Here is a 14,771-nt window from a genome sequence, read left to right on the forward strand (position 1 = left end):
CTATGACTAAAGTGATTAACCTTCGCCAATTTCGAAAACAGCAGAAACGTATTGAGCAAACTACTCATGCAGAGGAAAACCGTTATCGTTTTGGGCGAACAAAACTTGAGAAAATTTTTGATAAAAAAGAACTTTTAAAAGCTCAAAAATTTCTCGATCAAAATCGTCTATCTAACAATGAATGAGAAAAAGATGAAAATAAATGTTTGGTTAAAAATAGCTTGTAAAAAATTATTCATTTATATTAATCAACCCTTTATAAATAGATTTGTAGCATAATTATTTTTGGGATTTAAAAACAGTTCATAAAAAAGTAATTTTTATATTCAATAATCATTGATATTGAAAAAAGACTAAAAAAATTAATATTTCAGTTTTATTATGTGCTTACGCATTTTATAATTTTTCGTTTAATAATTTTAATATTGCTTTTGTTTTTTCTGTTATTTCTGCAAACTCATTCACGTGAAAATGTTGAGATTTTTCCCAAGAAGAATTTTTAAAAACTAGCGTCTTAATCAAAAAAATAATACACAAAAAATATAATGAATGACTTTTCTAATCACGTACCATTTTTTGAAGATGAGGAGCTTCCCCTCAAGCGTGAAAATAATTTTGAATTAACTCCCGGTGCTATAGAAGCAAAAGAAAAAGTACAATACGAATCTGACTATTTGAAAAAACTTAACCCAGAACAACAAGAAGCCGTCATAAACACTGAAGGGCCTCTATTAGTTCTTGCTGGAGCTGGTACGGGAAAAACACGTGTCCTTACTACCCGCATTTTTCATATTTTGCACCTTGGTCTTGCCCACCCTAAGCAAATATTAGCGATTACCTTTACAAACAAAGCAGCGTATGAAATGAAAACTCGTATTGCTGAACTTGTTGGTGAAACTATCGAAGGTATGCCGTGGCTTGGAACTTTTCATTCCATTGGTGCAAAAATTTTACGCAGCCATGCAGAGCTTGTTGACTTAAAAAGTAATTTTACCATTCTTGATACTGACGATGTTGTTCGTCTTTTAAAACAGCTCATTCAAGCAGCAGGTTTAGATGACAAGCGCTGGTCAGCACGTAGTTTGGCAACAATGATTGATGCTTGGAAAAACCAAGGGCTCTTACCAGATCATATTTCAGAGAGTGATTCTTATGCCTTTGCTAAAGGTATGGGACGTGAACTCTATCATAGCTATCAGGATCGGCTAAAAAGTCTCAATGCTTGTGATTTTGGTGATCTTTTACTCCATTCCATTAATATCTTCCAACATAACCCAGATATTCTTCATGAATATCACGCTAAATTTCGCTATATTCTTGTAGATGAATATCAAGATACCAATACAGCGCAATATCTCTGGCTTCGTCTTTTAGCACAACAATCTACAAGACAGCAGGTCAACCTTTGTTGTGTTGGTGATGATGACCAATCCATTTACGGATGGCGTGGCGCTAAAGTTGATAATATATTGCGCTTTGAAAAAGACTTTCCTCCTGCAAAAATCATCCGTTTAGAACGCAACTACCGTTCTACATCGCATATTCTTAAAACAGCTTCTCATTTTATTTCTCACAACCAGGGAAGACTTGGAAAAACACTTTTTTCAGATAAAGCAAACAATGAAGAAAAAAAAGTAAAAGTCCATGCTGCATGGGACTCGGAAGAAGAAGCACGTGCCATCGCGAAAAAAATTGAACAAGCACAACAATCTGGGCATTTGTTAAATGATATGGCTATATTAGTACGAGCATCATTTCAAATGCGCACATTTGAAGAGCGTTTTATAACACTTGGTCTTAACTATCGTGTCATTGGAGGGCCACGTTTTTATGAACGAATGGAAATACGTGATGCTTTGGCTTACTTGCGTGTTGTTGCTCAACCTTTTGATGATTTAGCTTTTGAACGCATTATCAATACACCCAAACGTGGCTTAGGAGAGACAACACTACGCCACCTTCATAATAATGCCCGTGCACGTACTATTCCTCTTTTTTCTGCTGCTATTGAAATAATCGAAACCGATGAACTAAAACCTAAAGCACGAAATGCTTTACGCAACATTATTGAAGATTTTCACCGCTGGCAAAACCTATTACCACGCACACCACTTACAGAGCTTACTGAAATGATTCTTAATGATTCAGGCTATATGGAAATGTGGCAAGAAGATCGTTCGCCAGAAGCACCAACACGCTTAGAAAATCTTAAAGAAATGATTCGTTCTATGGAACAATTTGAAAATCTTCACAGTTTTTTAGAACATGTTTCATTGGTTATGGATATTGAGCATAACGAAAATATGGATGCAGTTAATATTATGACTCTTCATTCAGCTAAGGGGCTTGAATTTAAAACAGTTTTTCTTCCCGGTTGGGAAGAAGGACTCTTTCCCAATCAACGCTCACTGGATGAAGGTGGCCGTGCAGGACTAGAAGAAGAACGTAGGCTTGCTTACGTAGGGCTAACAAGAGCACAACAAAACCTGCATATATGGTTTGTCTCTAATCGACGAATTCACGGGCTTTGGCAAGCTACCCTCCCCTCTCGTTTTCTGGATGAATTACCAGAAGAACATATAGAAGTGCTAGAAAATGAAACATCTTATGGTGGTTATGGCCAATATTCAAAGCTAGGGTGGAAGAATGCAAACAACAATCAAACAGAAGCAAGACACAATAATTGGAGCTCACAATCATCCGGTTATATTCAGAAAACTGGTTATGAAAATAGTGATTTAGATTTTAGTCCCATTCAATTTTATCAGAAAAAAAATATTGAAAGAAAAGTCACCCCTCAATCCGCGTTTGATACACCATCAGCTTTTTCAATTAATGATCGCGTTTTTCATATCAAATTTGGTTATGGTCATATTTCAGCAATAGGTGGTAATAAATTGACTGTTTTGTTTGATAAAGCCGGTGAAAAACGTGTTCTCGATGACTTCATAACTAAAGCTTAACACATAAAACAGTGCAGTTATTCCAAGTAACAAATCGTTCTCCCATGCTGCACTATTTTGTAATCAAAATAAGAAAATTACCACCAGTTTCATTACGTAAAATCATTAGCGCGTTCATTGCTAAATAACTGCTTCACGTAATTTTATTATCGTTTAATATGAAGATGGTTTTTACAGCCTCTAAAAATCTTTTTAAAATTTATTCATCCCGCATCAGTTGTTTTAAGATTACAAAACAATGACATTCTGATTTTTGGGCAGTAAAACTATCCTCAACATAGAAAATACAATATTTTATTGCTCATCTGTGATACGATATTTTTAACCTATATTCTTTTATGAAACTTATAGCATAAATCATGCTTCGTAATATTGAAACAAAGATTGCAAAACTAATTCGTCAGCACTATAGCGTTCCCGATGCTTTAAAAGTTAAGCTATAAAATTCAAAAAGGTTAAACTATGAAAAATGTAATATACATCTTTGGGCTAACAATCGTATTTCTCGCTGGTGTTTTTACTTATGATGCGTGGAAAAATAAGCCCTTAGGTGATGATTTTACACTCATTGATTCCAATGGCCAAACTGTTACTGAAGCTGATATTAGAAGTAAACCTTCAGCAATTTTTTTCGGTTTTACCATGTGTCCTGAAAGTTGCCCTACTACACTGATAAATCTTGATCGGTGGCTTACAGAAATTGGCCCTAACACTGATAAATTAGGTATATGGTTCGTAACTATCGATCCTGAACGTGATACACCAGAAGTATTACGTGATTATCTAAGCAATTTTACTAATAATATTATGGGTATAAGTGGAGATCCTGAAAAAGTCCATAAAATGGTATCCTCTTTCAACATTGTTGCAGAAAAAGTCCCTGGAATAAATGGTAACTATACTTACGATCATACAGCTGCAATTTTCTTGCTTAAAAAAGGCGGGAAACTAGCTGGTGTTATTCCTTACAACGTGGAAGAAAATGAGAATCAATTAAAAGATGATATTGCCATTAAACAGCTTAAAAAGCTCATCTCAAACTAAATTAAAAAGCATTTAATAAAAGAAAAAATATGTCTCAGCAAATTCGTTTATCCTGTACAGCCTTCAAAAACGAGGCAGAAAAGTTTTATACTCTTCTGGAAGAAGCCTTTGAGGAAGAAGGATATCCTCTTGCTTTGGTAGAAATAGATGAGAAAAACGCTATTTATGAACTATCACTTTACGTTGACAAAGACAACCAAGACAATGCGTATAAACGCTTTGCAGATATTCTTACTCTGGACCCTAATAAAATTAACATAGAAATTTTACCTGATATTGACTGGGTTCAACAAAGCCTTAAAGGGCTAAAACCTGTATATGCAGGCCCTTTTTTTATTCATGGAAGTCATGACCGAAAAAACATCCCACCTGATGTTTTACCAATTGAAATTGAAGCCAATCAAGCTTTTGGCACAGGTCACCATGAAACAACATCTAGTTGTTTAGAAATGATCACTCAAATTATGCAAACTGAAAATCCTCAAAATGCTCTTGATCTTGGCACAGGTAGTGGCGTATTAGCCATTGGTATGGCAATGCTTAAACCCATTTCTATACTTGCATCTGATAGTGATCCAATTGCTGTTCAAATCGCACAACACAATATCAAACTCAATGGTGTTAAAAGATATATCACAGCTATTACAGCGACAGGCCTTAATCATGATACAATTGCATCACATGCACCCTTTGACCTTATTGTTGCTAATATCCTCGCTGGCCCTCTTATTGAGCTTGCACAAGAAATGACCCAAGCTTTGCAAAAAAATGGATCTATCATATTATCGGGTATTCTTGAAGAACAGCGCGACCATGTTCTAAAAGCTTATGTAAAACAAGGCCTACAACATATTGAAACATACCACCGCCAAGGATGGGTTACTTTACATCTCAAATAAAAAAGGACATCGCGTGTATCAATCTTTTGAGGTTATAACAAATCCAACCCATGCTGCAGAACGCATTTTTTTCCTTCGTCAAGAACTTGATCGTATAGGGCTAGATGGTTTTTTGGTACCAAGAACAGATGAGCATCAAGGAGAATATATTCCACCGCACGCTCAGCGCCTTAGCTGGCTAACTGGTTTTACTGGATCAGCTGGTACAGCACTAATTTTAAAAAATAAAGCTATCATATTCACAGACGGGCGTTATACACTCCAAGTTCGTCAGCAAACTGATCCTCATATTTTTGAGTATAAAGACTTAATGGCTTGCTCACCCTCACAATGGCTGGAAGAAAATGGGCACAAGCTTTCCATTGGCTTCGACCCATGGCTTCATACTATCGCTGCTACCGCTACATTGAGAAAAGCACTAGAATTTAAAGCAGGAGGAAAGCTCATAGCAACCAAAGCCAATCCTATTGATCTCATTTGGCAGGACCAACCACAATTACCGCAAGCTGCTTTATCGATTCATCCTCCCGAATATGCGGGATGTAAAACCGACGAAAAATTAGCATTGATTTGTAAAAACATACAGCAAGCCGGAGCAAATGCTTTTATTTTCACAGATCCTGCTTCTATTGCATGGACATTCAATATACGGGGCAATGATGTCTCCAATACACCTCTTGCTCTTTGTTTTGCCCTCATTTCAACCAAAGAAATACCATCCTTATTTATTGATAGCAAAAAACTTGGCCCAGAACAGAAAAATTATCTGAAACAATATGTAAAATTATATGAACCGGAAAAACTCGTTCCAAAGATTAAAGATTATGTTCAAAAAGGAATGATTTTTGCTTTAGATCCACTGCGAACATGCGAAAAATTACGTACTATTATTGAAGACGAAAATAATTCTTTCATTACGCTTACCGACCCAGCTGCCTTGCCACGTGCTATTAAAAACAGCACAGAATTAGATGGTGCACGCAAAGCTCATTTGTGTGATGGTGTATCACTTACTCGTTTTTTGGCTTGGCTGGATAAACAAACACCAGGCACAATTAGTGAAATTTCTGCTGCTCAAAAATTAGAAGAATTTCGCATAATAACAGCAAAAAAAATGGGAACAAAACTCGAAGATCTTTCCTTTGATACAATTTCAGCAGCAGGTGCGAATGGTGCAATTGTTCATTACCGTGTAACGACTGAAACAAACAAACTACTCAATGCCGGTGAGCTTTATCTTGTTGATTCAGGTGGACAATATCGCAACGGCACAACAGATGTCACGCGCACAATAGCAATCGGCTCTATCGGAGAAGAAGAAAAACGTTGTTTTACTCTTGTTCTTAAAGGTATGATTGCTCTTTCAACCGCACGATTTCCAAAAGGCACACGCGGGCAAGATATTGATGTTCTAGCACGTATCTCTTTATGGAAGGCCGGTTTTGATTATGCGCATGGTACTGGCCATGGAGTTGGCTCTTATCTCTCTGTTCACGAAGGACCACAAAATCTTTCACGTCATGGAAACCAAGAACTTATTCCCGGAATGATTATTTCTAATGAACCCGGATATTACCGTGAAGGAGATTTTGGCATTCGTATTGAAAATTTGATGATTGTGAAACCTGCACAAAAAATTACTTCTGGCGATATAGACATGCTATCATTTGAAACACTCACAAATTGCCCTATTGATCGACGGCTAATCCTACCAGAGCTTTTGACAACTCAAGAGCGACGATGGCTCAATGACTATCATACGCACGTTTATCAAGTGAATGCACCTTATCTAAATACAGAAGAAAAAAATGGGCAAAAGAAGCCACAATGCCTCTTTAATTAAATAAAAGTGCACGCTTATTCTGTTTCCAAAATATTCCTTTGATATTCTAAAAAAACAAATATGCACTTCTCGTAAGCAGATATAAATAAAACTACAGTTCATAATTGTACAAAGGGTAAATAATTGAAATATATCATCAAAAAATTAAATATAATACTCCTTAATCAACTGGGACCAGTTATCTTCATCAATAACCTCAACACCTAATTCTTTTGCTTTAGTCAATTTTGATCCCGCTCCAAGCCCTGCAACAAGAAGATCAGTCTTTTTAGAAATAGAACCAGATGTTTTAGCACCTAACCGCTCTGCTAATGCTTTTGCTTCATCTCGTGACATAGACGTTAAAGTTCCCGTAAAAACAATTATTTTTCCTGCTATTGGCGAATAATCTGTTGCAATAACTTCCTCAGGGAGAGGTGTCACTTCTTGAAGCAAGGCTGATAACACATCACGGTTATGTGCTTCTTGATAAAAATCAATAATTGCCCTGCCAACACGAACTCCAATCCCTTCAATACTGATCAGGTCTGTCCACTCCTCATTACCTTCATCTGCCTTATCATGTGGCACAATAGCTGACATTACAGCAGCCTCAAAAGCAGTATAATTTCGATAAACACGTGCAAGACGTTGTGCATTAACTTCACCAACATGACGAATACCTAATGCAAACAAAAAACGACTTAAAGGAATTTCTCTACGTGCATTAATAGCGTCAAAAAGCTTGCGGACAGAAAGACTGCCAAAACCCTCTATATTTTCCAAACGTGTCAAAGCTTTTTTTTGGCGCTTCTCTAAAGTGAAAATATCAACCGGTGAACGGATACAAAGCGTTTCATCTTGAATATTAAAGAAAAATTCCACCTGTTTTTTACCAAGCCCCTCAATATCAAAAGCATTACGTGAAACAAAATGACGAATACGCTCAATCGCTTGTGCTGAACAGATAAGCCCACCTGTGCACCGATATACTGCCTCACCCACTTCACGAACAGCATGACTCCCACAAGCAGGACAATGATGAGGAAAAACGAAAGGAGTTGCATTTTTGGGACGCTTGCTAGAAATAATATCAATAATCTGAGGAATTACATCACCAGCACGCTGTACAATCACTGTATCACCTACACGGATATCACGCCCCTCACGGATTGGCTCACCTTTACGACCAACTCCTTTAATATAATCCTCGTTATGCAAAGTTGCGTTGGTAACCACAACCCCACCTACAGTGATGGGTGCAAGGCGCGCAACTGGCGTTAGTGCTCCAGTTCGACCTACTTGAATATCAATATCTTCTAAAAGTGCTGTAGCTTTTTCTGCTGGAAATTTATGTGCAATTGCCCAACGTGGTGAACGAGATACAAACCCCAAACGCATTTGCAGCCCTAAATCATTAACCTTATAAACAACCCCATCAATATCATAGCTTAAAGATTGCCGCTGTTCTTCAATAAAATGATAATATGAGATAAGATCTTCTACTTTTTCGAAAACTTTTGTAAATGGATTAACAATAAAGCCATATTCTTTTAGCTTATTCACCATCTCCATTTGGCTTTTAGCTGGCATTTCACTTACCTCACCCCAAGCATAAGCAAAAAACTTAAGCTTTCTGCTAGCAGTTATCCGTGAATCAAGCTGGCGTAGAGAGCCAGCCGCTGCATTTCTAGGATTTGCAAAAGCTATTTTTCCTTCTTCTTGCTGGTTAATATTGAGTACTTGAAAATCCTCTTGCTTTATATAAACTTCACCACGAACTTCGATAATATCAGGAAATTCACCTTGTAAAACCTTTGGAATATCAGAAATTGTTCGTGCATTTGCAGTTACATTTTCACCTGTATATCCATCACCACGCGTCGCAGCACGCACAAGTTTCCCTTGCTCATAACGCAAAGATAAAGATAAACCATCAATCTTTGGTTCAGCCGTCATTTCTAATGTCTGTGTTGATGGAAGTCGTAAAAAACGACGAACACGTTCAACAAATTCACTGACATCTTCAACACTAAATGCATTATCAAGAGAAAGCATCGCCTGTGCATGAACAGATTTTTCAAATTTTTCTGAAACTGGTGCACCAATTTTATACGAAGGGGAATCTGCACGAATTAATTCAGGAAATAGAGTTTCAATTTCCGTATTGCGACGACGAAGAGCATCATATTGTGCATCAGAAATCTCAGGTTGATCATTATTATTATAAAGAACATCATGACGTGCGATCTCTTTTGCTAACCACTCTAACTCACTTGCCGCTTCAAGAGCAGTAAGATTTTTAACCGCATTTTTGTCCATATACTTTATTCCAAGTCGTGCAATTTATAATTATATGAATCTCAACTCTTTATTATCAATAGAATCCAAACGAATATATCTTCGCTTGTGTTCCTACCATTAATCAATCATATTTGTGCTAAAAGTTTTTGGGCTGCTGCACGTGCCTCTTCAGTGATCTGTTCCCCTGCTAACATACGTGCAATTTCTTCAGCACGTTCACACTCTTCCATTTTATGAATACGCGTAACAAAATGCCCTTTATCGCCTTCAACTTTTGAAACAAGAAAATGACTATGAGCTTTGGCTGCAACCTGAGGTGCATGTGTAATAGCAAAAACCTGAACACTTTTTGATAAACACAGCAACCTCTGCCCAATCGCAGCAGCCACAGCCCCACCAATTCCTGTATCAATTTCATCAAAAATCAGCGTAGGAGCTGATCCACGATCCGCTAGGACAACTTTTAATGCTAATAAAAAACGAGATAATTCACCGCCAGAAACTACACTCAACATTGGTCCCGCTCGTGATCCAGGATTTGTTCGTACCCAATACTCAACACGGTCTATACCATCTGCATAACGCTTTTCAGAATCACTTTGCACGTTAACAGTAAATTCCGCCTTTTCTAATTTCAATGCTGGCAATTCAGCCATAACGCTCGTAGATAAACGATGCGCTACTTCTTGGCGTTTCATGGAAAGGACTTGTGCACATGTATCATATTCTTTTTGTGCCTCCTGCGCTTTTACTCTCAAATGCTCCAACGTGGTCTGAGCAGAATCAAAATCAGAAAGTTCAGCCTTCATTTTATCACATAACTGAGACAATTCAGTTACAGAAACATGGTATTTGCGTGCCAAACCTCTAAGTGCAAAAAGGCGCTCTTCTACTCGTTCCAATTCACCAGAATCAAAGTTCAATGCTTGCATTGCTGTTTCAATACCATCTTGCGCTACTGAAAGCGCCTGCAATGCATCATCAATAGACTTAACCACAGGTGTAATGAGTGTCTGTGCTTCAGGAATTTTCCGTTCTAAACGTCTCACCAAATTGGATAGAATAGAAATTGGTGATCTCGGACCATTGAAAAGATCATCAGCCTCTTTAATATCAGTCGCTATTTTATCTAATTTCAACATATCTGCACGACGAAGAGACAGTGTATTTTCTTCATCAATTGTAAAATCAAATTTTTCAAGTTCTTCCACACTTGCACGAAGATAACAAGCCTCACGTGTAGCAGCTTCCACTTTGATACGCTGCTGTTGCACATGTTCCCCTAATTCATGCCATATCCGATAACATTTGCGTACATTTTCTGCCTCACTCTCAAGTCCACCAAAAGCATCTAATAACTGGCGATGCGTATCAACATCAACAAGTGCACGATCATCATGCTGCCCATGAATTTCAACCAACATACGACCAACACTACGCATCAATGCAATACTAGCTACCTGATCATTAATAAAACCGCGGCTACGACCATCATTTGATTGTACACGTCGTAAAATGATATCACCTTCATTATCAAAACCATTCTCACGTATAAGCTGGCGTACAGGATGTGAAATAGGCACATCAAAAACAGCTGTCACCTGCCCTTGCACTGCACCATGGCGCACAAGTGAAGCATCACCACGTCCTCCAAGAGCTAATGATAAAGAATCAAGCAAAATAGATTTTCCAGCACCCGTTTCCCCGGTTAAAACCAATAAACCTATGGGAAAACTAATATCGAGCTTCTCGATCAAAACAATATTGTGAATCGAAAGCTGTACCAGCATATGAAATCAACGCGCCTCATTTTTATCACCACTTAAAGCACGTGAAATCCAAGAAGACTTATGCTCTTGCGGTGACACTCTATTTTTCTGTAACAAATCATAGGAGAATTTATACCATTTACTTTCTGGATAATTGCGCCCCAAAACAGCTGCTGCTGTCTGTGCTTCTGCAATTAAACCAAGAGCAAGATTAACCTCAGTCAAGCGGAAAAGTGCTTCTTCAATTTGGTTTGTATCCGAATACTCTTCAACTACTGCGCGAAATCTTCTGCTTGCTGCTAGATATTGCCGACCTTCCTCATAGTAGCGGCCAATCTGCATTTCTTTACCAGCCAATTGTTCTCGACCAAAGCGTATTTTATTTTTAGCATCTTTTACATACTCAGAGTTTGGGTAGCGTTCTATTAAAAGTTGCATAGCAGCAATAGCGCGTTTGGTATCTCGTTGATCACGTGTAACATCACGAATCTGATGAAAAGAAGAAAGACCAACAATATAATAAGCATAAGCAGAATCACTTGCATTTGGATAAAGAGTAATATAGCGCTGCGCCATACTAATTGCGTCATCATACTTGGCCAGTCGGTAACTTACAAAAGCGCCCATAACTAAAGATTTACGCCCCCATTCAGTATAGGCGTATTGTTTTTCAATAATAGAAAACTTTTTCAATGCCTCATCAAGTCGCCCTAAATTAAGATTAGCAAGTGCTTGATTATACAATACATCTGGTGGATCCATTATTAAAACATGCATAGTTGGGTTAAAAGCGTCTTTATCTTTGCTTAAACAACCCGCTAATAAACAGAGTCCCCCTCCCACGATTCCAATCAATATTTTGCGTACAATTTTAGATTGTCTATGTGTTATACTTTTAATATACATATTAGACCTTTTCATAGTGCTCCCGATCTCCCGAAAATATCACCTTGAAGTAAAAGCTATTTATTAAAAAGCTTTATGCCATATATTTAAAAACTGATTAATTAATTTAGTACTCTTAGGTCAATCATTCCCTTAAAAAATCAAAGAAGCTTAAGTAAAATTTTTCAAATTCTTTTTATTCTACCTACAAAATACTTTTCTCATAACATGACTCATCTGTCAAAACAGCTTTAACCAATTGTGAATTAAGCGCATGCCCGCTACAGTGTGAACGGAATAATCCAATAAAAGGCGCACCAAGCAATGCAGTGTCACCAACTGCATCAAGAGTTTTATGCCTAACAAATTCATTTTCAAAATAAGGGCCATCTGAATTAATGATTTGATTATTAAGACCAATAATAAGAGAATTTTCTAAAGAGGCGCCTAATCCTTTTCCAGAAGTCCATAATTTTTCTACATCTTTAACAAAACCAAAAGTACGCGCACGTGATAAATCATCTCGAAATGCTTGTGACGTAAGATCAAAACTCAATTGTTGCTTCCCAATAACAGATGAAGCAAAATCGATTGTAACGTCAAAACGGCGCCCATCAAACGGTAAAAATTCTGCAAAGCCATTAGCCGTTTCAACCCGCATTGGTTTTTTTATGATAAAATAAGGACGCAATACTGCCTGCTGTACAATACCTACTTTCTCAAAAAGTTGACAATACTGCCATGAAGCACCATCCAAAATAGGGATCTCATTATTTGATACCTCAATGATAAGATTATCTAAATCATAAGCAGCAATTGCCGCCATCAAATGTTCAATTGTTTCAACCCTTACATCCCCATGTCCAAGCACTGTTGATAATTCAGTTTTCCCCGTTTGCGATACATGCGCCTGAAACGTTTGTTCTTTTCCATCCTCTCCAAAACGCCTAAAGATGATACCACACCCAACATCAGCTGGACAAACTTTTACTACAGATAGACACCCACTATGCACACCATATCCTTTAAATGTCACTGCATTCTTAAGAGTCGATTGATACCTTTTCATCAAACGCATAACACCACTTCTTAATTTTCTTGATGATCTTTAAAGGTCTTAATAAAATCCTCAACAAATTATTTCTACGTAAAATAATAAACCCGCTTATAATAAGCGGGCTTATTGAAAATATAGAATTTTATATAAAAACTCAACATATTTTACTTATAATTTACTATGATAAAAAGTCTTCTCTTCTTACCCTTTTTCTATTAATGTGCTTGGCGACGCAAAAATGCGGGTATTTCTAACTGATCTTCTTCACTTACCAAAGTTTGCTGATCTCGTAATACGCGTGAACGCGATTCAATAGAACAACGTGGAGCATAAACAGAAGCATCTTGAGAAAGTACTTGATTGTTTTTATTAGAATTTTGAGACTCCTTATGCTGAAAAGATCCCGCAGCAGGCTCCAACCGGGCCTCTGGTTCAGTTTCCTCACGATATGTTAAGCTCTGCTTTAAACGCTGCCAAAGATTGCGCGGACCTTGATCAGAAACAGAAGAATGCGCATCTTGCCCAAGAGAAACGGAAGGGAAATCTTTTAACTCAGGAATATGCGCCGATGCTGAGCGAGGTTGCATTTGTACTCTCTTTTCCTTCTGTTCTACAATTTCAGTCACTTCATCAAGAACATGCGCAGTCGCCTCCATACTGACTGCTGCAGCCACAGGCTGTGTAGAAACATGACTAACATGCCTACGCGGCGTATTTGATATCTGCCCATGAGAGATATTTTGCCCATAAGGAAGAGTATTTGTACTTCGTGTAGCAATTGTATCCGTAGGTCGCGTAAAAATTTGACTTTTAGGGCGAAATGACTCTTCAACTGATTGATTCATTTCTAATTCAAGCGCTTCCATTACATCTACCATTGATTCAGAAGACGGTGATGATGATTGAGAAGTAGTTTGTTCTAATCCACCATCATTCTTACGCGTTGAGACTACAGATCGTTGAAATTTAGGGCTAGAAGGCTGAATAACATCGCTAACCATACGGTCAATACCTGTTGCAACCACCGACACACGAATGAGACCTTCAAGTGAATCATCATCAATGGCACCAAAAATAACATTTGCATCAACATCAACTTCTTCACGAATACGATTAGCAGCCTCATCCACTTCAAACAAAGTCATATCACGACCCCCTGTAATGGAAATCAAAAGACCACGAGCTCCACACATAGAGGTTTCATCTAACAGCGGATTTGCAATAGCAGCTTCAGCTGCTTTTAAAGCACGTCCTTCACCAGAAGCCTCACCTGTTCCCATCATCGCACGACCCATTTCATGCATAACAGAACGAACATCAGCAAAATCAAGATTAATCAACCCTTCTTTAATCATTAAGTCCGTGATGGAAGCAACACCGGAATAAAGCACCTGATCAGCCATAGCAAAAGCATCGGCAAATGTTGTTTTTTCATCTGCAATACGAAATAGATTTTGGTTAGGAATAACAATCAATGTATCAACAGATTTTTGCAATTCTTCTATACCAGCTTCCGCTGTTTTCATACGACGTGCACCTTCAAATTGAAATGGCTTTGTTACAACACCTACAGTCAAAATTCCTTTTTCACGTGCCGCACGAGCAACAACAGGCGCCGCCCCTGTTCCAGTACCTCCGCCCATACCTGCCGTAATGAAAACCATATGGGAATTTGCAAGATGATCCATAATCTCATCAATACATTCATTTGCAGCTGCTTGCCCAACTTCCGGTAAAGCACCCGCACCCAAACCCTCTGTAACTGCTGCACCAAGCTGGATTACACGTTCAGCCTTTGACATAGCCAAAGCTTGTGCATCTGTATTGGCAACAACAAAATCAACCCCTTGAAGGCCAGCGTTAATCATATTATTGACGGCATTTCCACCACCACCACCAATACCAAAAACGGTAATGCGTGGTTTCAATTCCGCGATATCTGGTCGGTGCAGATTAATCGTCATTTTCTTTTCCTTCTCATAAAGCACCGCAAATTAAGGCGGTGAAAATTAATTTTATCCCTATAAA

At 38.0% G+C, this 14,771-nt stretch carries 9 protein-coding genes and 1 pseudogene; 5 read left to right on the plus strand and 5 right to left on the minus strand.

The features are described from left to right. Nucleotides 1-2: 2 nt before the first annotated feature. The 5 genes and pseudogenes from BWD162_RS04310 to BWD162_RS04330 all read left to right on the plus strand — a co-directional run bounded on the left by BWD162_RS04310 (nucleotide 3) and on the right by BWD162_RS04330 (nucleotide 6,745). Complete coding sequence (locus tag BWD162_RS04310) at nucleotides 3-185, plus strand: DUF4169 family protein (protein ID WP_078705580.1); 183 nt, start codon at nucleotides 3-5, stop codon at nucleotides 183-185. Nucleotides 186-545: 360 nt separating this feature from the next. After that, complete coding sequence (locus BWD162_RS04315) at nucleotides 546-2,963, plus strand: ATP-dependent helicase (protein ID WP_078705581.1); 2,418 nt, start codon at nucleotides 546-548, stop codon at nucleotides 2,961-2,963. Between the two features lie 462 nt (nucleotides 2,964-3,425). Next, entirely contained in the window at nucleotides 3,426-4,007 is a 582-nt protein-coding gene (locus tag BWD162_RS04320) for an SCO family protein (RefSeq protein ID WP_078705583.1), read from the plus strand. Nucleotides 4,008-4,036: 29 nt separating this feature from the next. After that, a complete protein-coding gene (locus BWD162_RS04325; protein WP_078705585.1) occupies nucleotides 4,037-4,906 on the plus strand; it encodes a 50S ribosomal protein L11 methyltransferase in 870 nt (289 codons plus the stop codon). Nucleotides 4,907-4,919: 13 nt separating this feature from the next. After that, nucleotides 4,920-6,745 (plus strand): annotated as a pseudogene (locus tag BWD162_RS04330) (aminopeptidase P family protein). Between the two features lie 148 nt (nucleotides 6,746-6,893). On the opposite strand, the gene ligA reads toward BWD162_RS04330, so the two are convergent. From ligA to ftsZ, 5 genes are all read right to left on the minus strand, one after another. Further along, on the minus strand, nucleotides 6,894-9,050 hold the full coding sequence (ligA, locus tag BWD162_RS04335; protein ID WP_078705586.1) for an NAD-dependent DNA ligase LigA: 2,157 nt from the start codon (nucleotides 9,048-9,050) through the stop codon (nucleotides 6,894-6,896). A gap of 107 nt (nucleotides 9,051-9,157) precedes the next feature. Then, the gene (gene recN / locus BWD162_RS04340; protein ID WP_078705588.1) at nucleotides 9,158-10,822 is read right to left on the minus strand and encodes a DNA repair protein RecN; all 1,665 of its coding nucleotides are present in this window, start codon (nucleotides 10,820-10,822) and stop codon (nucleotides 9,158-9,160) included. A gap of 6 nt (nucleotides 10,823-10,828) precedes the next feature. Next, nucleotides 10,829-11,722 carry an outer membrane protein assembly factor BamD gene (locus BWD162_RS04345; protein WP_078705589.1) on the minus strand — a complete coding sequence of 298 codons (894 nt, stop codon included), beginning with the start codon at nucleotides 11,720-11,722 and terminating at the stop codon, nucleotides 10,829-10,831. Nucleotides 11,723-11,891: 169 nt separating this feature from the next. After that, nucleotides 11,892-12,764, minus strand: coding sequence for a UDP-3-O-acyl-N-acetylglucosamine deacetylase (gene lpxC, locus BWD162_RS04350; protein ID WP_078705590.1), 873 nt, complete (start codon nucleotides 12,762-12,764; stop codon nucleotides 11,892-11,894). A 194-nt stretch (nucleotides 12,765-12,958) separates the two neighbouring features. After that, nucleotides 12,959-14,707 (minus strand): cell division protein FtsZ, encoded by a 1,749-nt coding sequence (ftsZ, locus tag BWD162_RS04355; protein ID WP_078705591.1) that lies wholly within the window; start codon nucleotides 14,705-14,707, stop codon nucleotides 12,959-12,961. Nucleotides 14,708-14,771 lie beyond the last annotated feature (64 nt).

It is taken from the genome of Bartonella sp. WD16.2, assembly GCF_002022505.1.
Lineage (GTDB): Bacteria > Pseudomonadota > Alphaproteobacteria > Rhizobiales > Rhizobiaceae > Bartonella.